Origin of the sequence: Corallococcus sp. AS-1-6 (assembly GCF_020037015.1) — a bacterium.
Classification (GTDB): Bacteria; Myxococcota; Myxococcia; order Myxococcales; family Myxococcaceae; genus Corallococcus.
The window spans coordinates 335,359-358,400 of the sequence record NZ_JAIQDE010000006.1; the positions used below are offsets into that span (position 1 = coordinate 335,359).

Annotated in this window: 17 protein-coding genes; 13 read left to right on the forward strand and 4 right to left on the reverse strand. The window is 73.7% G+C overall.

Annotated elements, in window-relative coordinates; genetic code table 11:
• Positions 1-210: 210 nt before the first annotated feature.
• From K8612_RS11440 to K8612_RS11480, 9 genes are all read left to right on the forward strand, one after another.
• On the forward strand, positions 211-696 hold the full coding sequence (locus tag K8612_RS11440; protein ID WP_171423634.1) for a chemotaxis protein CheW: 486 nt from the start codon (positions 211-213) through the stop codon (positions 694-696).
• Positions 693-2,504: a protein-glutamate O-methyltransferase CheR gene (locus tag K8612_RS11445; RefSeq protein ID WP_223762290.1), complete on the forward strand. Its 1,812-nt coding sequence runs from the start codon at positions 693-695 to the stop codon at positions 2,502-2,504. Before K8612_RS11440 ends, K8612_RS11445 begins: the two co-directional genes overlap by 4 nt.
• A 12-nt stretch (positions 2,505-2,516) precedes the next feature.
• Positions 2,517-3,131 carry a chemotaxis protein CheW gene (locus tag K8612_RS11450; protein WP_223762291.1) on the forward strand — a complete coding sequence of 205 codons (615 nt, stop codon included), beginning with the start codon at positions 2,517-2,519 and terminating at the stop codon, positions 3,129-3,131.
• Positions 3,128-4,771, forward strand: coding sequence for a methyl-accepting chemotaxis protein (locus K8612_RS11455; RefSeq protein WP_223762292.1), 1,644 nt, complete (start codon positions 3,128-3,130; stop codon positions 4,769-4,771). The genes K8612_RS11450 and K8612_RS11455 overlap by 4 nt, the downstream gene beginning before the upstream one ends.
• A gap of 3 nt (positions 4,772-4,774) precedes the next feature.
• Positions 4,775-6,928, forward strand: coding sequence for a response regulator (locus K8612_RS11460; RefSeq protein ID WP_223762293.1), 2,154 nt, complete (start codon positions 4,775-4,777; stop codon positions 6,926-6,928).
• Positions 6,925-7,992: a chemotaxis-specific protein-glutamate methyltransferase CheB gene (gene cheB, locus K8612_RS11465; protein WP_223762294.1), complete on the forward strand. Its 1,068-nt coding sequence runs from the start codon at positions 6,925-6,927 to the stop codon at positions 7,990-7,992. Before K8612_RS11460 ends, cheB (K8612_RS11465) begins: the two co-directional genes overlap by 4 nt.
• 112 nt (positions 7,993-8,104) lie before the next feature.
• Positions 8,105-9,832: an ATP-binding protein gene (locus tag K8612_RS11470; protein WP_223762295.1), complete on the forward strand. Its 1,728-nt coding sequence runs from the start codon at positions 8,105-8,107 to the stop codon at positions 9,830-9,832.
• Between the two features lie 96 nt (positions 9,833-9,928).
• Positions 9,929-11,710 (forward strand): monovalent cation:proton antiporter-2 (CPA2) family protein, encoded by a 1,782-nt coding sequence (locus K8612_RS11475; RefSeq protein ID WP_223762296.1) that lies wholly within the window; start codon positions 9,929-9,931, stop codon positions 11,708-11,710.
• 16 nt (positions 11,711-11,726) lie between these two features.
• Positions 11,727-13,031, forward strand: a complete 1,305-nt coding sequence (locus K8612_RS11480; protein WP_223762297.1) for a dicarboxylate/amino acid:cation symporter — start codon at positions 11,727-11,729, stop codon at positions 13,029-13,031.
• A 6-nt stretch (positions 13,032-13,037) separates the two neighbouring features.
• Here the strand turns inward: K8612_RS11480 and K8612_RS11485 are convergent, their stop codons facing one another.
• Positions 13,038-13,460 carry a response regulator gene (locus tag K8612_RS11485; protein ID WP_223762298.1) on the reverse strand — a complete coding sequence of 141 codons (423 nt, stop codon included), beginning with the start codon at positions 13,458-13,460 and terminating at the stop codon, positions 13,038-13,040.
• Between the two features lie 247 nt (positions 13,461-13,707).
• Here K8612_RS11485 and K8612_RS11490 point away from each other — a divergent pair, with 247 nt between their 5' ends.
• The 4 genes from K8612_RS11490 to K8612_RS11505 all read left to right on the forward strand — a co-directional run bounded on the left by K8612_RS11490 (position 13,708) and on the right by K8612_RS11505 (position 18,791).
• The gene (locus K8612_RS11490) at positions 13,708-13,902 is read left to right on the forward strand and encodes a hypothetical protein (RefSeq protein ID WP_223740824.1); all 195 of its coding nucleotides are present in this window, start codon (positions 13,708-13,710) and stop codon (positions 13,900-13,902) included.
• A 100-nt stretch (positions 13,903-14,002) separates the two neighbouring features.
• Entirely contained in the window at positions 14,003-15,481 is a 1,479-nt protein-coding gene (locus tag K8612_RS11495; RefSeq protein WP_223740823.1) for a HAMP domain-containing sensor histidine kinase, read from the forward strand.
• Positions 15,463-16,869: a sigma-54 dependent transcriptional regulator gene (locus tag K8612_RS11500; RefSeq protein WP_223740822.1), complete on the forward strand. Its 1,407-nt coding sequence runs from the start codon at positions 15,463-15,465 to the stop codon at positions 16,867-16,869. The genes K8612_RS11495 and K8612_RS11500 overlap by 19 nt, the downstream gene beginning before the upstream one ends.
• Before the next feature lie 404 nt (positions 16,870-17,273).
• The gene (locus K8612_RS11505) at positions 17,274-18,791 is read left to right on the forward strand and encodes an ATP-binding protein (protein WP_223762299.1); all 1,518 of its coding nucleotides are present in this window, start codon (positions 17,274-17,276) and stop codon (positions 18,789-18,791) included.
• Between the two features lie 23 nt (positions 18,792-18,814).
• Here the strand turns inward: K8612_RS11505 and cheB (K8612_RS11510) are convergent, their stop codons facing one another.
• Genes cheB (K8612_RS11510) through K8612_RS11520 form a run of 3 tightly spaced genes read right to left on the reverse strand, consistent with a single transcriptional unit; the run spans position 18,815 to position 23,039 of the window.
• A complete protein-coding gene (gene cheB, locus K8612_RS11510; RefSeq protein WP_223762300.1) occupies positions 18,815-19,846 on the reverse strand; it encodes a chemotaxis-specific protein-glutamate methyltransferase CheB in 1,032 nt (343 codons plus the stop codon).
• On the reverse strand, positions 19,843-20,664 hold the full coding sequence (locus K8612_RS11515) for a protein-glutamate O-methyltransferase CheR (protein WP_223740819.1): 822 nt from the start codon (positions 20,662-20,664) through the stop codon (positions 19,843-19,845). Before K8612_RS11515 ends, cheB (K8612_RS11510) begins: the two co-directional genes overlap by 4 nt.
• 14 nt (positions 20,665-20,678) lie before the next feature.
• Positions 20,679-23,039: a HEAT repeat domain-containing protein gene (locus K8612_RS11520; protein WP_223741078.1), complete on the reverse strand. Its 2,361-nt coding sequence runs from the start codon at positions 23,037-23,039 to the stop codon at positions 20,679-20,681.
• Positions 23,040-23,042: the final 3 nt, after the last annotated feature.

A 23,042-nucleotide genomic window follows, 5' to 3' on the forward strand; every position in this document is an offset into this window, starting at 1 on the left:
CTCACGATGCCCGGCCCCGTGCCTGCTGGCGACTGTCCCTTGAGGACGGCCCGCACGAAAAAGCGTTTCCTCCCGGGACTCCTGGCGCTCCGCCGGGCGTTGGCTCCAGGCCGCCCCCCGCTCCCTCCCCCCCGGAGCGTTCTCTGGAAGACGGGCCAACATCCTGAATCCCCAGGGCGCCCTCCCTCCTGTAGCCTGCGACGCGCATCCATGAATCCCCCCTCGGAGGCCCGCCCACAGGAAGTCCTGCTGTTCACCCTGGAGCGGCAGCGCTATGGCCTGCCCGTGGAGGATGTGCGCGAGCTGGTGCGCGCCGCGCGCCTCACGCCCCTGCCCCGGGCCCCCGACGTGGTGGAGGGCCTGCTCAACCTGCGCGGCGAGCTGCTGCCCGTGCTGGACCTGCGGCGCCGCTTCCGCCACCCCGCTCGCGCCCTGTCCCCCATGGACCACTTCATCGTCGCCTCCGCCGGGGGACGGCCGGTGGCGATGCGCGTGGACCGGGCCGAGGGGCTGCACGCCGTCACCCCCGGGGAGTGGGACCCGTCCCCCAGGGAGCTGCCGGGCGTGGGGTACGTGGCCGGGGCCGCGAAGCTCCCGGACGGGCTGGTGCTCGTGCACGACCTGCGCTCGTTCCTCTCCGAGGCGGAGGCCCTGCAACTCGACACCGCGCTCGGAGCCCTTCCGGAGCCCGCTTGATTGGCGGCGTCCTCCCCCCGGGCTTCAAGGAGGTGCTCGCCCTGGTGGAGGAGCGCGCGGGGCTCGCCGCGCCCAGTTGCCTGGCCGCCGCGCTGGAAGGCATCCAGCGCGCCATGGCCCGCGCCGACCAGGACGACGTGGAGGTCTACCTGCGCGAGCTGTCGTTCGACAACGCGCTGCTGGACGACCTGCTCACCGAGCTCACCATCGGGGAGACGTACTTCTTCCGCACGCACGAGCACTTCGACCACCTGCGCCGCGTGGTGCTGCCGGAGCTGCGCGAGCGCCAGGGGCCGGACCACCTGCTGCGCGCGTGGAGCGCGGCGTGCTCCTCCGGCGAGGAGCCCTACTCCATCGCCGCGCTGCTGATGGCCGAGGGCTGGGAGGACCACATGACGGTGCGCGCGACGGACGTGTCGCGCACCGCGCTCCAGCGCGCCCAGAAGGCCCGCTACACGGACTGGTCCCTGCGCGGCCCCTCCGCGGACCGCATGCGCCCCCACCTCAAGCAGGAGGGCCGCTACTACCTGCTGTCGCAGGACGTGAAGCGCCACGTGCAGTTGGGCTACCTCAACCTGGCGCTGGAGACGTGGCCCTCGGCGGAGAGCGGCCTGTGGCAGTTGGACGTCGTCTTCTGCCGCAACGTGCTCATCTACTTCAACCGCGCCACCATCGAGGGCGTGGCGCGCAGGCTCCATGCGTCGCTGAACGACGGCGGGTACCTGTTCACGGGGCCGTCGGATCCGCCGCTCGGGGACTACGCGCCGTTCGAGCCCGTCCTCACGGAGTGGGGCGTGCTGTACCGCAGGCCCCTGGCCGGCTCGAACGCCGGGCACTTCGTGCCGCTCCAGCCCTTGGCGCCGCTGCGCGCGGATGGCACGCCCTTCACCGTGGGCCCGCCGGGCGCGGCCTCCGCCGGACGTCCCGGAGCCGGTTCGTTCCCCGTCCCTGGCGCCTCCCCGTCGCCGGGGCTCCGGCCGTCCCTGGAGGGAGGCGTCGCGCCGGGAACGCCCGGCGGCGGTGCTCCTGCCTCGAGCCTCGGTCCTTCCGGCGGCGGTTCGCCCTCGTCGAGCCTCGGAACTTCGGGCGGCGGTGCTCCCGCTTCGGGTCTCAGGCCTTCCGGCGGCGGTGCGCCCTCGTCGGGCCTCGGAGCTGCGGGCGGCGGTGCTCCCGCTTCGGGTCTCGGGCCTCCCGGCGGCGGTGCGCCCTCGTCGGGCCTCGGAACTTCGGGCGGCGGTGCTCCCTCGGCGGGGACACCGGCGGGTCGCGCCGGCGAGGCCTCCACGTCCGGGACCCGCACCCGCTTCACGCTCAGCGTGGAGGCGTTGGAGGCCGTGCGGGCGGCGCTGGCCCGCGGCGACTGGCGCGAGGCCGCCCGGCGGGCCGGGGCCTGGTCGGCGGACCCGGAGGGCGCCCTGGCCGCGGTTCGTGCACTGGCCAACCTGGACCCGCGCGCGGCGCTGTTCGCCTGCGCGGAGGCCGCGGTTCGTCACCCACTGGTCGCCGGTCTGCGGTATCTGGAGGCCTTGCTGCTCCTGGGACAGGCGCGGCTGACCGACGCGGAGAAGTCCGCCCGGCAGGCGCTCTACCTGGAGCCGGGGCTCGCGGTGGGCCACCTGCTCCTGGGCCACGTGCTGCGCCGGCAGGACCAGGCCGCCGCCGCCGCCCGGGCCTACCGCGAGGCGGAAGGGCTGTGCCGGAAGCTGTCGCCAGAGGCGCTGGTGCCGCTGGCCGAAGGTGAGCGGGCCGGGGCGCTGGCGGACGTGGCCCGCGCGGAGTGGCGGCGCCTGGAGCGGACCGAAGTCTAAAGAGGCGAGCGGATGCCGAAGCGCGAGGGAAACATCGACTGGGACAAGGTCCGGGCCCGGCTGGAGGCGCTGGAGCGCGCCACCGAGGCGCGCGACGCCTTCACCGACGCGGCGGCCCTCGCCGCGCTCGACGCGCGCGCCCTCTCCCTGGCCCGCCCGCCGGAGCTGCCCGTGCTGCCCGGCAGCCAGCGGGAGATGGTGCGCTTCCGGGCCGCGGGCCAGGTGTATGCCCTGGAGTCGCGCTTCATCCTGGAGGTCCTGCGCGCACCGGAGCTCACCCTGCTGCCGGGCGCGCCGCCGCTGTTGCGCGGCCTGACGCTGCTGCGCGGCGAGGTGCTGCCCGTGGTGGAGCTGGCCCCGCTGTTCGGCCGGCCCGCCGCGCAGGGCACCGGCCCCGTGCTGGTGGTGGGCACGGCCCGCGCGGAGCTGGGCCTGCGCACGGATGAGGTGGTGGAGGTGGCGGTGCTGACGGGCACGGAGCTGTTGCCCGCGCCCCCCTCCCTGGAAGAGGAAGCGGGCGCGCTGGTGTCCGGCGTCAGCCCCGACGGCACGCTCGTCCTGGAGGGAGAGGCCCTCCTCGCCGACGAGCGTCTCGTGTTCGAGCTTTCCGAAGAAGGAGTCGCATGAGCATCGGGAATCGCATCGCGCTGGGCTTCGGGCTGTCCCTGCTGGTGCTGCTGATCATCGCCGGCGTGGCCTTCCAGGGCGCCCAGCAGCTCACCACCACCACTGAGGGCCTGCTGGAGGCCCACAACAACTACAAGCTGCTGCGCGAGGTGCGCGCGCTCGTCGTGGACGCGGAGACCGGCCAGCGCGGCTTCATCCTCACCGGGGATGACACCTACCTGCGCCCGTACCAGAACGCCCTGGCCGAGCTGCGCACGGACCTGGACGCCCTGCGCCCGGCGATGGCCCGCTACCCGGATCAGCGCGCGCGCTTCGCGAAGCTGGAGCCCCTGGTCCTGAACAAGCTGGACGAGTTGGCGGACACCATCCGCGTCCGCCGCGAGCAGGGCTTCGAGGCGGCCCAGGCCATCGTGAAGACCAACCGCGGCCAGAAGGAGATGGAGAGCATCCGGGAGATCATCTTCGAGATGCGCGACACGGAGGAGGAGCGCTGGAAGCAGTACTCCGACGCCGCCACCCAGGCCGCGCAGCGCAGCGTCTGGGTGCTGGCGCTGGGCACCCTGCTGGGCCTGGCCATCGTGGGCGTGGGCAGCTTCGTCATCACCCGCGGCATCACCGACCCCCTGCGCAAGCTCACCTTCGGCGCGGAGCAACTGGGCAAGGGCGACCTCACCCACCGCATCGACGTGCGCGGCAAGGACGAGATGGCCGACCTGGCCGGCGCCTTCAATGGCATGGCGGAGCGGCGCCAGCAGGCGGAGGTGCAGTTGGCGAAGCAGGCCGAGCAGCGCGAGCACACGCTCAAGACCGTGGCGGAGTTCGTCAACCAACTGGCCGGCGCGTCCTCCGAGATCCTCGCCAGCACCACCGAGCAGGTGGCCGGCGCCCAGGAGCAGGGCACCGCCGTCACGGAGACGGTGAGCACCATCGAGGAGATCACCAAGACGTCGGAGGAGGCCGCCGGCCGCGCCCGCGCGGTGAGCGAGTCCGCCCGTCACTCCGAGGAGGTGGGCCGCTCCGGCCGCCGCGCCGTGGAGGAGGCCGTGTCCTCCATGGGCGCCGTGCGCGACCAGGTGGAGTCCATCGCGTCGCGCATCCTCGCCCTGGCCGAGCAGGCCCAGGCCATTGGCGACATCATCACCACCGTCAACGACATCTCCGAGCAGACGCACATGCTCGCGCTCAACGCCTCCATTGAAGCGAGCCGCGCGGGCGAGCACGGCCGCGGCTTCGCCGTGGTCGCCTCCGAGGTGAAGGCCCTGGCGGACCAGTCCAAGAAGGCCACCGCGCAGGTGCGCCAGATCCTGGGGCAGATCCAGAAGGCCACCCACGGCGCGGTGATGACCACGGAGGAGGGCACCAAGAGCGTGTCCGCCGCCACGCGCGTCGTCACGGAGGCGGGCGCCACCATCCAGCAGTTGGCGGACCTGCTCACCCAGGCGTCGCTCACGGCCGCCCAAATCGCCGCGTCCGCCAACCAGCAGGCCACCGGCATCGGGCAGATCCGCCAGGCGATGCACGACGTGAACCAGGCCACGCAGCAGGGGCTCATCTCGTCGCGGCAGACGGAGCGCGCGATGCAGGACATCAACGCCATGGGCCAGAAGCTCAAGGGGCTGCTCGGGGAGTTCGGGCGCTAACCCATGGATCGCGACAGGCTGGCGCAGGCGCTGCTGGACTCGTTCCTGGAGGAGCTGGAGGGGCACGTGGTGTCCCTCAACCGCGACCTGCTCGCGCTGGAGCAGGCCCCGGCGCGCGCGAAGGAGCTCATCCCCGGCATCCTGCGGACGCTGCACAGCGTGAAGGGCGCGTCACGCGCGGCCAGCGCCAGCATGGTGGAGAACGCCTGCCACCGCATGGAGGAGGTGCTGGAGCCGCTCATCCACGGGCGCGCCGCCACGCCGGACCTCTTCGAGCTGTGCTTCGCCACCGTGGACGCGCTGGACGACGCGGGCCGCCGGCTGGCCTCGCGCCAGGAGCTGGCCGGCTCGCCGCTGGAGACGCTGCTGCCCCAGTTGGAGCAGGCCGCGCACGGCACGCCCTCCCGGCCCCCGCCGGCGCCCGCCCCGAAGCCGGAGCCCGCCGCCCCCGCCTCCGCGGAGAAGCCCGCGGAGGCCGAGCCGGAGCCCGCCCTCCCCTCGCAGGCCAGCGGCGAGACGCTGCCGGTGCGCGTGTCCGGGCAGAAGCTGGACGCGCTCCTGGGCCGCAGCGGTGAACTGCGCGTGGCGATGCTGCGCCTGGAGGGCCACGCCGAGTCCCTGGAGGCGCTGCGCGACGACGTGACGGGGCTGCGCGAGCGGGTGCGCGGCACACAGTCCGAGGCGACGCTGCGCCGCGTGGAGCTGGAGCTGGCGCGGGTGGCGCGCGTGCTGGCGCAGGACCGCCGCGCGCTGTTCCAGTCCTCCACCGGCCTGGATGATGAGGTGCGCCGCGCGCGCATGCTCCCCTTCGAGGAGGGCTGCACCGGCCTGGAGCGCGCCGCGCGCGACGTGGCGCACGGCCTGGGCCGGCGCGTGCGCATGGAGGTGCACGGCGGCGGGCTGGAGCTGGACCGCTCCCTGCTCCAGTCCCTGCGCGAGCCGCTGCTGCACCTGGTGCGCAACGCGGTGGCGCACGGCCTGGAGGCGCCGGAGGAGCGCGTGCGCCACGGCAAGCCGGAGGAGGGGCGCGTGGTGCTGTCCGCGCGGCTGCGCGGCAGCCGGGTGGAGGTGGCGGTGGAGGACGACGGGCGCGGCCTGGACCTGGAGTCCCTGCGCGAGCGCGCGCGGGCCCGGGGCCTGGAGGCGCCCGAGGACGACGAGGACGCGGCGCGGCTGGTGTTCCTGCCGGGCCTGTCCACCGCGGCGAAGGTGACGGCGGTGTCCGGCCGGGGCGTGGGCCTGGACGTGGTGCGCGCCCAGGTGGAGGCCCTGCGCGGCAGCGTGGAGGTGGCCTTCAAGGCGGGCCAGGGCACCCGCTTCACGCTGGACGTGCCCCTCACCCTGAGCACCCTGCGCGTGCTGCTGGTGTCCGTGGGCGGGCAGGTGCTGGCGCTCGCCAGCGAGGGCGTGGACCGGCTCCTGCGCCTGTCCCCCTCCGACGTGCGCGAGGTGGAGGGCCGCATGTCCTGGGTGACGCCGGAGGCGCTGGTGCCGCTGGCGTCGCTCGCGGGCGTGCTGGAGCTGCCCCCGGGGCCGCCCAGGGCGCGGCCCCCCGCGGTGGTGCTGTCCGCGGGCACCGCGCAGGCGGCGCTGGTGGTGGACGAGGTCATCGCGGAGCAGGAGGTGCTGGTGCGCTCGCTGGGCAGCCGCGTGAAGCGCGCCCGGCACGTGGCCGCCGCGGCGGTGCTCCCGGATGGGCGCATGGCGCTGCTGCTCAACCCCGCGTCGCTGGTGCGGGCCGCGGGGGGGCGCCCCTCCGCCCAGTTCTTCCCCACGCCCAAGGAGCAGGTGGCGCGCCGGCGCGTGGTGCTGGCGGACGACTCGCCCACGACGCGCATGCTGGAGCAGAGCATCCTGGAGGGCGCCGGCTACGAGGTCGTCGCGTGCGCGGACGGCGCGGAGGCGTGGGAGCGGCTCCAGGCGGGCGGCGCGGACGCCATGGTGATGGACGTGGAGATGCCGCGCATGGACGGCTTCCAGGTGACGGAGGCCGTGCGCACCTCTCCACGCTTCGGGCGGGTGCCGGTGGTGCTCGTCACGTCGCGTGAGAAGCCCGAGGACAAGGCGCGCGGCCTGCAAGCCGGCGCGAGCGCTTACATCGTGAAGAGCGCGTTTGACCCCACGAGTCTGCTGGAGACCCTGAGGCGACTGCTATGAAGACCGAACCGTTGCGCATCCTGGTGGCCGAGGACTCGCCCACCGCCCGACGGCTGCTGGTGGAGATCCTCCGCACCGACCCGGCGCTCACCGTGGTGGGCGAGGCCCGGGACGGCCTGGAGGCGGTGGAGCTGTGCCAGCGGCTGCAGCCCGCGCTGGTGACGATGGACATCCAGATGCCGCGCATGGACGGCCTGGACGCCACCCGCCGCATCATGACGGAGGTGCCCACGCCGGTGGTGGTGGTGTCCACGCTGGTGGAGCGTGACATCCAGACGTCCATGGCCGCGCTGAGGGCCGGGGCGCTGGCGGTGCTCCAGAAGCCGGTGGGCCCGGAGTCGCCGGACTTCGAGGCGGACAGCCGCCGCCTGCGCGACACGCTCAAGGCCATGGCCCAGGTGAAGGTGGTGCGCCGCTGGCCGGACCGCGCCGCCACGCCGCAGCCCCCGCAGGAGTCCACGCCCACGCCCGGCGCCCGCCCGCCCGCCGTGCTGGCGATGGCCGCGTCCACCGGAGGCCCCGCCGCGCTCCACCGCATCCTGTCCGACCTGGGCGGCAGGGACACGCCCCCGCCCCCCATCCTGCTGGTGCAGCACATCGCGCTGGGCTTCGGCTCCGGCCTGGCCACGTGGCTGGGCACGGCCACGAAGCTGCGCGTGAAGGTGGCCGAGGACGGCGAGCCCCTCACCGCCGGCACCGTGTACCTGGCCCCGGACGACAAGCACCTGGGCGTCACCATGGACCAGCGCGCGCAGGTGTCCGGCGCCGCGCCCATCCAGGGCTTCCGGCCGTCCGCCAACTGGCTCTTCCGCTCCGTGGCCCGCGCCTACGGGCAGACGGCCCTGGCGGTGGTGCTCACCGGCATGGGCCAGGACGGCCTGGACGGCATCCGGGACCTGCACCAGGCGGGCGGGCGGGTCATTGCCCAGGACGAGGCGACGTCCGTCGTCTACGGCATGCCCGCCGTGGTCGTGGGCGCCAACCTGGCGCACGAGGTCCTGCCGCTCGGGCAGATCGCCCGCAGGCTGCTGGCGCTGCTCCAGCCTGGGGGGCGGCTGGGCTGAAGTGTTGGTTGAGTGAAATTGATTCGTCGGAGTTCGTGGCCGGAATGGCGGCCCTGGCACGGAGTGTCAATATCGGGTCCAATCGGGGTCTCCCCACGCCCCCCTCCTCCCGATGAGCGCTCCCACGACCGGCCTGGCCTACGAAGCGGTGTTCGCCGCCATCCCCGACCCCGCCTACCTGCTGGATGGAACAGGCCGGCTGGTGTCGTGCAGCGCGGCGGGCGCCCGCGCGCTCGGCCTGGAGGCGGGCGCGGTTCCGGGACGGCACTGGAGCGAGCTGGGGCTGCCGCAGGAGGCGCTGGCCGCGCTGGAGACCGCGCGCGTGCGCGTGGTGACGCTGCGCGAGTCCACCACCGTGGAGGCGCCCTGGCCGGGAGCGCAGGGCCTGCACCGGCACGCGCTGGTGCTCACGCCGCTGGGCGCGGACGCGGAGGCGTCCCCGGCGGTGCTGGTGACGGCGCGGGCGCTCACGGAGGCCGAGGCCGTCTACTCACGCGCGCTGGAGCTGGAGCAGGCCGCGAGAGCGGAGGTGGAGACCGCCGAGCGCCGCCGCTCCTTCCTGTACCAGGCGATGACGACGCTGTTCACGCACCCGCCGGATCCGCAGGGCATGTACACGCTGCTCGCGCACCTGGCGGTGCCGGACCTGGCGGACTGGTGCCTGGTGGACGCGCTGGAGCAGGGCTCGTGGGTGGGCCGCGCGGCGGTGGCGTGCCTGGACCCGACGCAGCAGGAGCGCGCCCGGGGCCTGCCCATGCGCATGGAGGTCCGCGAGGACGCGCCCGTGGGCCTGCTGCGCGTGCTGCGCACGGGCGAGCCGGAGCTGGTGCCGGCGGTGACGGAGTCGCTGCTGCGCGCGGCGGCGGCGGAGCCCGCGCACCCGGCGATGCTCCAGGCGCTGCAGGCCCGCTCGTACATGATCATCCCGCTGCGCGCGCGCGGCCACACGCTGGGCGCGGTGACGTTCGTGAGCTCCGGCTCCGGCCGCCGCTACGGCCCGGACGACCTGGCGCTGGCGGAGGACCTGTGCCTGCGCGCCAGCCTGGCCATCGACAACGCGCGGCTGGTGGGTGAGTCCCGCCGGGCGGCCCGCGCGCGCGAGGACCTGCTCGCGGTGGTGTCGCACGACCTGAAGAACCCGCTGGGCGTGGTGCAGTTGGGCGCGGCGCTACTCCTGCGCGGCACGGCGGGCAAGCCGGGCGGCGAGGCGGTGGCCAAGCAGGCCACGCGCATCAACGACGCGGCGGAGCGCATGTCGCGGCTCATCTCCGACCTGCTGGACTGGGGCCGCCTGGAGGCGGGCCACCTGCCGCTGGAGCTGGGCGAGCACACCGCCGTGGCGCTGGCCACCGAGGCGCTGGAGGCCATCCGGCCGCTGGCGGAGGCCAAGGGGCTGCACCTGGAGGCGGACCTGCCCACGGAGGGCCTGCGCGTGAAGTGCGACCGCAGCCGCGTGCTCCAGGTGATGGGCAACCTCCTGGGCAACGCCGTGAAGTTCACCCCGCCGGGCGGCACGCTGGCGGTGAAGGCGGTCATGCGCGGCGGCGAGGTGTCCTTCGACGTGCGCGACACGGGCAATGGCATCGCGCCGGACGCGCTGCCGCACATCTTCGACCGCTACTGGCAGGCGCGCGACGCGGCCGCCCGGGGCACCGGCCTGGGGCTCGCCATCGCCAAGGGCCTGGTGGAGGCGCACGGCGGCTCCATCCGCGCGGAGAGCATCCTGGGCACCGGCAGCGTCTTCACCTTCACCCTGCCCGTGGCCCACGTGGGCGTGCCCGTCGCCGTTCCCCAGCAGGCCGGCGGCATGTCGCGTCCGCGCGACCCCTACGAGCACTGACGCCGCGCGGCCCGCGTCCGAGGGCGCCCGGGCAGGCCCGGGCCGCATCCCACGCCTGTTGCCGAGGTGGCCTTCAGCGTGCCATGCAGGCGCCTTATGTCCTTCCTGCATCAGGCGCTGGTGTACCTGGCCGCCGCGGTCGTCGCCGTGCCCCTCTTCAAGAAGCTGGGGCTGGGCTCCGTGCTGGGCTACCTGGCGGCGGGCGCGGCCATCGGGCCGTATGGCGCGGGCCTCATCTCCGACGTGGAGAACGTCCTCCACATCGCGGAGCTGGGCGTGGTGCTCCTGCTGTTCGTCATCGGGTTGGAGCTGCAACCCTCCCGCCTGTGGAACCTGCGCCGCTCCGTGTTCGGCATGGGCGGCGCGCAGGTGGTGCTGACGGGCCTGCTGCTCGCGGGCGTGTCGAAGGCGCTGGGCCTGTCCTGGGGCGCGGCCATCATCGCGGGCTTCGGCCTGTCCCTGTCCTCCACCGCGTTCGCGCTCCAGTTGCTCGGGGAGAAGAACCAGCTCACCACCGAGCACGGGCAGTTGGCCTTCGGCATCCTCCTGTTCCAGGACCTGGCCGTGATTCCCCTGCTGGCCGCGCTGCCGCTGTTGGGCACGTCCGACACGCCGGCCGCGGAGGCCGGGTGGCTGATGGCCCTGAAGGCCGTGGGCGCGGTGCTGGGGGTGGTGGTGGCGGGCCGCTACCTCTTGCGGCCGGTGTTCCGCGCGGTGGCGTCCGTGCACAGCCAGGAGCTGTTCACCGCCACGGCGCTGCTCGTGGTGGTGGGCACCGCGTCCCTGGTCAGCGCGGTGGGCCTGTCCATGGCGCTGGGCGCGTTCCTCGCGGGCGTGCTGCTGTCGGAGTCCGAGTACCGCCACGAATTGGAGGCGGACATCGAGCCCTTCAAGGGCCTCTTGCTGGGCCTGTTCTTCATCGCCGTGGGCATGTCCGTGAACCTGGCGCTGCTGGCGCGCGAGCCCCTGCGCGTGCTGGCGCTGGTGCTGGGCCTCACGCTCCTCAAGGCGCTGGTGCTGTATGGCCTGGGCCGCGTGGGGCTGAAGAAGCCGGGCTCCGCGGCGAGCCTGGCGGTGGTGATTTCCCAGGGCGGTGAGTTCGCCTTCGTCCTCTTCTCCCTGGCGGTGTCCTTCCACGTGATGGACCGCGAGCAGGCGGACCTGCTGGTGCTGGTGGTGGGCCTGTCCATGGTGGTGACGCCGTTCCTGTCCGCCATCCACGAGCGCTGGGTGGCGCCGCGCCTGAAGCCCAAGGGCCCGCAGCGCGAGTACGACGTGGCCCCGGAGGAGGACCACCCGGTCATCATCGCGGGCATGGGGCGCGTGGGGCAGGTGGTGGCCCGCCTGCTGCGCGCCCGCCGCATCGGGTTCACCGCCATCGACGCGAGCGCGGAGCACATCGACTTCATCCAGCGCTTCGGCAACCAGGTGTTCTACGGGGACGCGTCCCGGCTGGACCTGTTGCGCGCCGCCCGCGCGGAGAAGGCGAAGGTGTTCGTGCTGGCCATCGACGACATGGCCGCGTCCCTGCGCACCGCGCAGATGGTGAAGGAGCACTTCCCGCACCTGACCATCTACGCGCGGGCGCGCAACCGCGAGCACGCGTACCGGCTGATGGACCTGGGCGTCACCCACCTCATCCGCGAGACGTTCGACGCGAGCCTCGCCATGGCCGGCGACGTGCTCCAGGAGCTGGGCCTCACCTTCGCGGAGGCCCGCCGCTCCGTGGAGCGCTTCCGCGAGCACGACGAGGCCCTGATGCTGGAGAGCGCCAAGGTCTTCAAGGACGAGAAGAAGATGATGGAGGTCATCGTCCGCGCGCGCCGGGAGCTGGAGCAGTTGTTCGAGAAGGACGAAGCCGAGCAGGAGTCGGCCTGAGGGGGAGCACACGACCATGAGCGCCAACGGCTCCAAGTCCTCCCGCCTCTACCTGTGGGTGCTGGCCGCCATCCTCGCGGGGGGCCTGCTGGGCCACTTCGCGCCGTCCACGGCGGTGAAGCTCAAGCCGCTGGGCGACGGGTTCATCGCGCTGGTGAAGATGCTCATCTCCCCGGTCATCTTCCTGACCGTGGTGCTGGGCGTGGCCAACGTGGCGGACATGAAGAAGGTGGGCCGGGTGGGCGGCAAGGCGCTGCTCTACTTCGAGGTCATCTCCACGTTCGCGCTCGTCATCGGCGCGCTGGTGGTGACGGTGCTCAAGCCCGGCGCCGGCTTCAACGTGGACCCGCGCACGCTGGACGCGAGCGCCGTGGCCCGCTTCGCCCAGCAGGCGCATGACCAGTCCACCGCGGGCTTCCTGCTGCACATCATCCCGCGCACCTTCGTGGACGCCTTCACCGGCGAGGGCGACCTGCTCCAGGTGCTGCTGCTGGCGCTGCTGTTCGGCTTCTCGCTCACGGCCATTGGCGCGCAGGCCAGGCCCGTGGTCGTGCTCTTCGAGGCGCTCTCCAAGGCCTTCTTCCACATGATTGGCACGGTGATGAAGCTGGCGCCCATTGGCGCGGGCGCGTCCATGGCCTTCACCCTGGGCGCCTACGGCATCACCAGCCTGGGCCCGCTCCTGCGCCTCATGGGGTGCTTCTACCTGGCGTGCGCGCTGTTCATCGTGGGCGTGCTGGGGCTGGTGGCGCGGGTGACGGGCTTCTCCATCCTCAAGTTCCTGCGCTACATCCGCGCGGAGCTGTTCCTGGTGCTGGGCACGTCATCGTCCGAGTCCGCGCTGGTGCCGCTGATGCAGAAGCTGGAGCGGCTGGGCTGCTCCAAGTCCGTGGTGGGGCTGGTGGTGCCCAGCGGCTACTCCTTCAACCTGGACGGCACCAACATCTACCTCACCATGGCGGCGCTGTTCGTGGCCCAGGCGCTCAACGTGGACCTGACGCTCGCGCAGACGGCCACGCTGCTGGGCGTGGCGATGCTCACGTCCAAGGGCGCCTCCGGCGTGACGGGCGCGGGCTTCATCACCCTGGCCGCCACGCTGGCGGTGGTGCCGTCCGTGCCGGTGGCGGGGCTGGCGCTCATCCTGGGCATCGACCGGTTCATGAGCGAGGCGCGCGCCATCACCAACTTCATTGGCAACGGCGTGGCCAGCATCGTCGTGTCCCGCTGGGAGAACGAGCTGGACCGGGAGCGGCTGCGCGCCGAGCTCAACGGCGCTCCCGCCCCCGAGGCCCCGCCGGCCGACGCGGGGACGCCGGCCTGAGCCGCTTCAGGGCCGCGCCACCGCGTCGCGCACCGCGGCCTTGAACACGTCCAGGTCCACCGGCTTGTCCAGCAGCCGCCGGGCGCCCAGCCGCAGGGCCTCCGCGTGCGTCTCTTCATCCGCGAAGGCGCTGAGCAGCAGCACGGGGCACGCGATGCCCTGCGCGCGCAAGCGCCCCAGCGCCTCCAGGCCGGTGCGCCCCGGCATGCGCACGTCGCTGACGATGAGGTCCGGCGGGGCGAGCGTGCCCCCGTGCCCCTGCATCATCGCCACGTAGTCCCCCAATTCGAAGCCGTCCTCCACCTCCACCACCGTGTAGCCCGCGCGCTTGAGCGTGCGCACGAGCATCGCGCGCATCGCGTCGTCGTCCTCGGCCACCAGGATGCGCGCGGCGTGCGCCGCTTCTTCTTGGGGAGGTGCGTTCGTCATTGGATTGCGAAAGGAGCATGGCGCATGCCACGTGCCCTCGGGGGACGTGGCGCCGTCAGGTCGCGGGGGCCTCCGGGGCATCCTGCCCCCGCCGGGGCAATGTGCCCCAGGCATGCATGGCCATCATGCCCCGCGTTGGCGGCACCCCCGCTCTGGGGCGCGTGTTGGCATGGCCAATGCTCTAGCCCCCGTCAGCCCGCACCCCACACCCCACTTCACACTCGCGGGCATGACACGGAGTCTCTCCATGAAGCGCACTTCCGCCCTGGTCCTCGGTCTGTCCCTGTCCCTCGCCTCCATGGGCGCGTTCGCCGCCGCCCCCAAGGCCGCCAAGAGCGCGCCCACCGCCCAGGCGAAGGCCGGCACCAAGGCGAAGAAGGCGAAGCAGGGCGCCCCCCAGAAGGCCCCCGCCGCGCCGGCCGAGGGCTCGGGCAGCAACTAGCCACACCCTGTCGTGACGCAGCACCCGCGGTACCCGTAGCGTACCTCCCCGGTCCGTGTGTTCCTTCCCCCTCACGCACGAACCGGGGGTTGCCTCTTCCGTGAAGCTCGCTCGCAAATTCACCCTGGCCCTGGTGCTGCTCGCCGTCGCGGTGATGGCCGGGCTCCAGGCGTTCCAGGTCAACCGGGAGCTCGCCCGGTCGGAAATCGACACGCAGCACGACCACCGGCTGCTGGGCCACACGCTGGCCGGCTCCATTGGCAAGGCGTGGCAGTTGGCGGGCGAGGCCGAGGCGCTCACGCTCCTCAACCAGGCCAACCGCTTCCAGGAGCAGGTGCGGCTGCGCTGGGTGTGGCTGGACGGGGGGCCGGGCTCCGGCTTCGCTCCGGCGCTGCCCCCCGCCCTGCTGCTCAGCCTGCGCGCGGGCAACGACGGCTGGCTGATGGACAACACCACCCGCCCGGGCGTGCTGCGCTCGTACACGCCGGTGTTCCTGGGCCGGCGCATGGGCGCCATTGAAATCACCGAGTCCATGTCCGAGCAGGAGATGCACGTGCGCACCACCGTGGTGGGCACCTTCATCGCCACGGCGGCGCTGTCCCTGTTCTTCCTGCTGGCCGCCATGGCCATGGGCCGCAAGCTGGTGGGCCAGCCCGTGGAGCAGCTCGTGCACCTGGCCGGGCGGATTGGCGAGGGCGACCTCACCGCGCGCGTCCCCTTGCGGCGCGAGCAGGGCGATGAACTGACGACGCTGGCGGTGGCCATGAACCGGATGGGTGAGCAGTTGGAGGAGACGCGCGCGCGGCTGGCGTCGGAGACGGCGGCGCGCCTGCGCACGGTGGAGCACCTGCGGCACGCGGACCGGCTCACCACGGTGGGCAAGCTCGCGTCCGGCGTGGCGCACGAGCTGGGCACGCCGCTCAACGTCGTCATGGGCCGCGCGAAGATGGTCTCCTCCGGCGAGGCGGAGGGCGACGAGGTGAACGAGTGCGCCCGCATCATCTTCCAGCAGGCGCAGCACATGACCGGCATCATCCGGCAGCTTTTGGACTTCGCCCGGCGCCGCACGCCGTCCCGCGCGCCGGAGGACCTGTCCCTCCTGGCGGAGCGCACGCTGTCGCTGCTCAAGCCCATGGCCACCAAGCGGGGCGTGACGCTGTCCCAGGAGGTGCCCCAGGGCTTCACCGTGGAGGTGGACGCGGGGCAGTTCCAGCAGGTGCTCACCAACCTGGTGATGAACGGCCTCCACGCGATGAACCGGCCGGGCACCCTGCGGGTGCGCTCGCAGGTGCTGCGCGCCACGCCGCCCGCGGACGTGGGCGGCCCGGAGCAGGACTGGGTGCGGCTGGACGTGGAGGACGAGGGGACGGGCATCCCCGCGGACGTGCTGCCCCACGTCTTCGAGCCCTTCTTCACCACCAAGGACGTGGGCGAGGGAACGGGGCTCGGACTGTCCGTCTCCTATGGGATGGTGCGGGACCACGGCGGCTGGATTGACGTGAAAAGCGAGCCGGGCCGTGGGAGTTGTTTCTCCATCTACCTGCCGCCGGGGACGCACGCATGCCAGGCCGCATCCTGATTGTCGAAGACGAGCGCGAGATGCGCGCCATGGTGGAGAAGGGCCTCCAGCGCCGGGGCTTCCAGCCCGTGGCCGTGGCCGCCGCGGACGAGGCGCTCCAGAAGCTGGCCGCCGAGGACTTCGACACGGTGCTGACCGACCTGCGCATGCCGGGCATGGACGGCCTGGCGCTGTGCGAGCGCATCGTGCTCAACCGGCCGGACATCCCCGTCGTCGTCGTCACCGCCTTCGGCAGCCTGGAGACGGCGGTGGCCGCCATCCGCGCGGGGGCCTACGACTTCATCACCAAGCCCATCGACCTGGACGCGCTGGTGCTGGTGCTGGAGCGCGCCGTGCAGCACCGCGCCCTGCGCGCGGAGGTGCGCCGGCTGCGCCAGGCCCTGGACCAGCGCCAGGACGACGGCGCGCTCGTGGGGGAGAGCCCCGCGCTCAAGCAGGCGTACGCGCTCATCGACCGGGTGGCGGACGTGGACGCCACGGTCCTGATTACCGGCGAGAGCGGCACGGGCAAGGAGGTGGCCGCGCGCGCCCTCCACGCGCGGGGCCGGCGCAAGGAGGGGCCCTTCGTGGCCATCAACTGCGCGGCCATGCCGGAGCAGCTCCTGGAGAGCGAGCTGTTCGGCCACGCGAAGGGCGCCTTCACCGACGCGAAGGCGTCCCGCACGGGCCTGTTCGTGAAGGCGAACGGCGGCACGCTGTTCCTGGATGAGGTGGGCGAATTGCCCATGACGCTCCAGCCGAAGCTGCTGCGCGCGCTCCAGGAGCGCGTGGTGCGCCCGGTGGGCGGGGACACGGAGACGCCCTTCGACGCGCGCATCGTCGCGGCGACCAACCGCGACCTGGAGCTGGCGGTGGAGGAGAGCCGCTTCCGCGAGGACCTCTACTACCGGCTCAACGTCATTGGCCTGGAGTTGCCCCCGCTGCGCGCGCGGGGCAACGACGTGCTGCTCTTGTCGCAGCGCTTCGTGGAGCAGTTCGCGTCCCGCACGGGCAAGAAGGTGGTGGGCCTGTCCCCCGCGGCGGCGCAGCGCCTGCTGTCCTACGGGTGGCCGGGCAACGTGCGCGAGCTGCAGAACTGCATCGAGCGCGCCGTGGCGCTCACGTCCTTCGAGCAGCTCACGGTGGATGACCTGCCGGAGCGCATCCGCAACTACAGCACGCCGCGCGTGGTGCCGGAGAACACGGACCCGTCGGAGCTGGTGACGCTGGAGGAGCTGGAGCGCCGCTACATCCACCGCGTGCTGGAGGCCGTGGGCGGCAGCCGCACGCTCGCCGCGCGCATCCTGGGCGTGGACCGCAAGACGCTCTACCGCAAGCTGGAGCGCGGCGACGCCGAGGCCCGGGAGGCCAAGGAAGCAAGGGAGGCTCGCGAGGCCAGGAAGCCCTGAGCCGGGGTCACCCGGGACCCGAGCGCCCCGCTCCATCCGCCCCGGCCGCAACCCTCCGCCAGGGGCGCAAGGCCTCTGTCACCCCTCGGGGCGGGGCCCCCGCCTGGCCCCGCGCGGGGTATGGTTCGCCAGGATGCGCTCCGTTCCTGTCCAGAGCCGTGGCTTCTGTCGCGTGGTGGACCTCGCGCGCGAAGCAGGCGACAGGAATGTCACGCACCCGTTTCCTCCAAGAGGTTCCTCCCTACCCTCGGAAATCCACGACTCCCTGATTCGCGTAAACGGGTGGCCAGGACGCCCTTCGCCGCCCTGGTCCCGTCATCCGGCATTGAAGCCGGGCACGCTCCGCGGCACCGCTGTGTTTCCCACCTGAAGGAACCCGCTCCCCGCACCCCGACGACCCACCGATGGCCCAAGCTCCCGCCCGCCCGCGCTCCCGTCCTTCCGCCCCGTCCTCGACGGAGGCCTCTGGCCCGGGTCCGCTCGCGCTGCTGGAGGCGCTGCCGGAGGCCTTCCTTGGCGTGGACGCGGGCTGGCGCATCACCTGGCTGAGCCGGCGCATGCGCGAGCTGCTGGGGTCCCGCGTCCAGCCGGGGGATGACCTGCGCAAGAAGGTGGCGGACGTGCTGGGGCTGGGCGCGTGCCTGCGCCTGGACGCGCCCGCCACCGAGCAGCCCTCCGCCGCGCCCTACGAGCACCGCTGGCACGAGGGCGGCCTGTGCTTCGAGGTGAGCGCCCGCCCCATGGACGGCGGCCTGCTGGTGCACTGCCGCGACATCACCCACGAGTTCCAGGCCCGCCACGAGCTGCAGCGCGTGGGTCAGCTCTTCCAGGCGGTGATGGAGGGCACCACCGACGCCATCTACATCAAGGACCTGGAGGGCAGGTACCAGGTCATCAACTCCGCGGGCGCGCGCGCCGTGGGCCGCAGCGTGTCCGAGGTGCGCGGGCGCACCGACGCGGAGCTGTTCCCGCCCGACGAGGCCCGCGCCAACACGAAGCACGACCGGGACGTGCTCAAGGCGGGCCACCCCCTCACCTACGAGGACTCACAGCGCGACCCCGGCGGGGACCTGCGCGTGTGGATGTCCACCAAGGGCCCGCTGCGCGGCCCGGAAGGCAACGTGTTCGGCCTGTTCGGCATCAGCCGCGACATCACCCAGCGCAAGTGGGCGGAGGACGAGGTGCGCCGGCACGCCGAGTTCCAGGAACACCTGATGGGCATCATCAGCCACGACATCCGCAGCCCGCTCGGCGCCATCATGAACTGGTCGCGCGTGCTCGCGGCCGGCGGGCCCGCGGAGGAGACGGCGCGCACCAGCCAGCGCATCGCCACCGCGGCGGTGCGGATTGAGCGGCTGACGCGCCTGCTGCTGGACTTCACCCGCGCCCGGCTGGTGGGCGGCGTGGTGATTGAGCCGCGCGGCACGGACACGCAGGAGCTGCTGGCCAAGGTGGCGCACGAGTTCCGCGTGGCCTTCCCGCAGCGCGACATCGTCGTGGAGCACAAGGGCAACACGCAGGGGCACTGGGACCCGGACCGCCTGGCACAGGTGGTGTCCAACCTGGTGGAGAACGCCCTCAAGTACAGCCCGGTGGACGCGCCCGTGCGCCTGGCCACGCGCGGGCTGCGCAACAAGGTGGTGGTGACGGTCCACAACCAGGGCCGCCCCATCCCGGAGGCCACCCTGCCCCACCTCTTCGAGCCCTTCCGCCAGGGCCCGCAGCAGACGCGCACGCTGAAGATGAGCTACGGCCTGGGGCTCTACATCGTGCGCGAAATCGTGCACGCCCACGGCGGCACCATCGACGTGACGTCCACCGAGGATGACGGCACCACCTTCACCGTCACGCTGCCGCGCCGCGCGCCGCCCCGGAAGGGCCCGCCGCCCGAGCCGCCCGCGCCGCCCTCGCACCGCGACTGAGGCCGGGCGGCCCCCAAGGCCCGTCAGACGAAGCGCGAGAGCAGGGGCACCAGCGCGTCCAGCGGCGCGCTGCCGTTGGACAGGCCGGCCTCCGCCACCGCGCGCGGCATGCCGTACACCACGCAGGAGGACTCCGCCTCCGTGAGCACCACGCCGCCCGCGGCGCGCAGGGCCCGCGCGCCCTGGAGCCCGTCCTCGCCCATGCCGGTGAGCACCAGGCCCAGCGCGTCCCTGCCCCACACCTCCGCCACGCTCTGGAAGAGCACGTCCACGGAGGGGTGGTGCGGGGTGCCCAGCGGATGGCGGTCCAGGCGCACCAGGTTGAGCGCCCCGTGCCGCGCCACCTTCAGGTGGTGGCCCGCGCGCGCCAGCACCGCGCGGCCCGGCACCAGCTCCATGCCGTCACTCGCCTCCACCACCTCCAGCGCGCTCTGCGAGTCCAGCCGCTTCGCCACGGCCTCCGTGTAGCCGGCGGGGATGTGCAGCGCGAGCACCACCGGCGCCGGGAAGTCCCGGGGGAGCGCGGACAACAGCCGCGTCAGCGCCTGCGGCCCGCCCGTGGACGTGCCCACCGCCAGCAGCTTCGACGACGCCGGGGGCAGGGGCCTGGAGGGCGGGGCGGCGGCGGCGTTCGCCAGCTCCCGCTGGTAGCGGGGCACCGCGCTGCCCGCGGTGCGCACCTTCTCCACCAGCTCCGCGCCCAGCTCGTAGAGCCGGTCCGTGGCGAGCGCCGTGGGCTTGTGCACCAGGTCCACCGCGCCCGCCTGGAGCGCGGCCACCGCCAGCTCGCTGTCCGTGCCCGCGCTGCTCACCACCACCACGCGCGGCGCGTCCGGCATGCCGGCCAGCGCGCGCAGGAAGCCCGTCCCGTCCAGCGACGGCATCACCAGGTCCAGGGTGATGACGTCCGGCTTGAGCTCCGCCACCCGCTCCAGCGCGTCCAGGCCGTCGCGCGCGGTGCCCACCACCTCCAGCCCCCGCGCCTCCGACAGCACCTTGCGCAGCACCTTGCGCGCGAACGCCGAGTCGTCCACCACCAGCACGCGCAACGTCACGGGTCCGCCTTGCGATAGAAGAACGCGCCGCGGCGCTCCTCGCAACACAGCGCCGTGCCGAAGCGCATCAGGGATTCGGAGGTGCCCACCACCAGGTGCCCGCCGGGCCGCAGCGTCCGGGTGAGGCCGTCCACCACGCGGCGCGCGGTGTCGTCCTGGAAGTAGATGAGCACGTTGCGGCACAGGACGGCGTCGCAGCTCCCCGGCTCCGGGTAGGCCTCCGTGTCCACCAGGTTGAGCTGCCGCCACTCCACCTTGGCCATCAGGTCCGGCCGCACGCGGGGGCGGCCGTCCACCATGTCCAGCCAGCGCCCCATCACGCCCGGGGGTAGCGCGCGCAGGCAGCGCAGGTTGTGCTCCCCCGCCTTCGCGCGCTCCAGCGCCCGGGAGGAGAGGTCCGTGGCCAGGAGGGACACGTCCCCCAGGATGCCGCGCGCGTCCAGGAGCATGGCCAGCGTGAGGGGCTCCTCGCCGGTGGAGCACGCCGCGCACCACACGCGGGGCCTCCTGCCGGCGCGGACCTCCGGCACCAGCAGCTCATCCACCAGCACCTCCAGCGCCTGCGGCTCGCGGAAGAAGTACGTCTCGTGGACGAGCAGCGCCTCCACCAGCGAGTCCAGCGTCTGGGGCCCCTTCGGGTCGTAGCGGAGGAAGTAGTAGTAGTCGAGCAGCGAGTCGAACCCGGCGTCCAGCGCCCGGGTGGACAGCTTCTCCGCCAGCAGGTCCCGGTCCTCCGCCCCGTAGTGCAGGCCGGAGCGCTGCTCGATGAGCATGGAGAGGATGGCCAGGACCTGCGGGGACAGCGGCAGCGTGCTCATGGGCCGTGGCTGTCCTAGCGCCCCAGGGCCAGCAGGCAGGCGCGGCGCACTTCCGGGTCCTCGTCGCGGTGGGCCGCCTTGTCCAGCGCCTCGCGCGCCTCCACCGTGCCCAGCGCCGCCACGGCGGGCGCGGCGGCCCGGCGGCCCGCGGAGCTCGCGCCGACGAGCGACTGCATCAGCGCCGCCCGCGCGTCCGCCCGGCGCATGCGCGCCAGCGCCGCCACCAGCAGGGGCGCCGTCGCGTCGTCCGCCGCCTCCAGCGCCGCCATCAGCCCGGGCAGCCGGCCCTCCACCGGCAGCGCCAGCGCGGACACCACCTGCTCGCGCAGCATCACGTCGCCCAGCAGCGACACAAGCTGCTGCGTGGCGTGCGGGCCCGTGCGCGTGGCGAGGAAGCCCACCGCCGCGCTGCGCACGCTGTCATCCCGGTCCCCGGCGGCGCGCAGGAGCGCGGGCAGCGTCTCCGGCGCGTCGTACTCCGCCACGGCGGACAGGGCGACCAGCCGCGTGGCGGGGTCCTCCGAGTGCACCGCCTCCAGCAGCACCGGCAGCGCGTCCGGCCGCCGGGCCACGCCCAGCCCCAGCAGGGCCGCGCGGCGCACGTCCGCGTCCGCGGAGGCGGCCGCCCGGCGCAGCGCCGCCATGGCGCTCTCCGTGTGCATGTGCGCCAGCGCGTCCACCACCGCCACGCGCACCTGGCCCGCGTCGTCGTTGGCCAGCGCGACGATGGCGTCCGCGGCGGCCTCCTCGTTGAGCTTCCCCAGCGACTGGCACGCGTAGTAGCGCACCCACGGGTCGCGGTCGTTCAGGCCGCCCAGCAGCGTGGAGGTGATGCGCGCCTGCTTGTCCGTCTGGCCCAGCGCGCGCATGGCGGTGGCGCGCGTGCGCTCCGACTCGTGGCTGGCGGCGGCCAGCAGCGCGTCCACCGCGCGCGGGTCGTCGATGAAGGGCAGGCCGTAGATGGCCGCGTCGCGCAGCCGCTCGTCCGGGTCCCGCATGGCCAGGAGCAGCGCGTCCAGGCCGCGCGGGTAGCCGAAGTACGCCACGATGCGCAGCGCCGCCCGCCGCTGGCGCGTGTCCGTGGAGCGCGCGGCCTCCAGCGCCAGCGCCTCCGTCGTCTCGCTGCCCAGCGACTGGATGGCGCCCACCACCGCCTGCGACACGCGCGGGTCGTCATCCGACAGCCGCGCGAACAGGGCCGGCACCGCGGACGTGTCGCCAATGCGCGACAGCGTCTCCGCCGCCAGCGCGCGCACCGTCGCGTCCCGGTCCTCCAGGCACAACAGCACGTCCGGCACCGCCGCGGAGCGCTTGCCCACCAGGGGCAGCAGCACCCGCCGGCGCGAGCTGTCCCCCTCGCGCAGCGCCTGCAATATCTGGAGGTCCGCCTCCGCGCCCAGCTCGCCCAGGGCCGCCGCGGCCGCGCGCGACACGCCCAGGTCCTGCGAGTCCAGAAGCTTCAGGAGCCCCGTGGCCGCGTCCGCGCCGCCCACCCAGCCCAGCAGGCGCGCCAGGGCGGTCTTCTCCCCCGCGTCCGCGCCCGCGATGACCTGGGCCAGCCGCCGCCCGGTGGGGTGCGGCTCCGCCGAGCTGGAGCGCAGCACCGACGGCACCGTGCGCGCGCCGCCGAAGCGCTGCACCTGCGCGTCGTGGATCTCCACCAGCGCCACCGCCGCCACGCGCACCACCGCGTCGTTGCCGCGCTGGAGCAGCCCCACCAGCGCGGGCACCGCGGCCTCCTGGCCGGTGCGGCCCAGCGCGCGCGCCGCCTCCAGGACGTAGAAGGGGTCGGACAACAGCGCCATCAGCGCCGGCACGACGGTGGGGTCGCCCGAGCGGCCCAGCACGTCGATGGCGGGGAAGATGCGGAAGAAGTTGCCGCTGCCCAGCGAGGACAGGAGCGCGTCCACCGCCGCGCCGCCGCCCACGCGGCCCAGCGCCTCGATGGCGGCCACCGCCACGTTGTCGTCCGGGTGGACGATGAGCCGCGACAGGAGCGGCACGGACCTCCGGCTGCGGCGGCGGCCCAGCACCTGGGCGGCGTCGCAGACGATGGCCGGGTTGGGGTCGTCCCCCAGCAGCTCCACCGGGCCCTCCACGTCCCCCGTGGCGGCCACCAGCGCGTCCACCGCCGCGGCGATGCGCGCCTCGTTGTCCCGGCGGTGGCGCAGCACCTGGCACAGGGGCTCCACCGCGGCGGAGCCCAGGCGCGCCAGCGCGGACACCACGGCGCGGCGCACCGCCCACGACGGCGCGTCCAGCCCGTCCACCAGCACCGGCAGGCTCGCCGGGCCCCGGCGCGCCAACTGGTCCACCTCCTCCACCCGGGCGCGGTCCTCCGCGGACAGGGACAACGGGTGCTGCTTCGCGGTCATGCT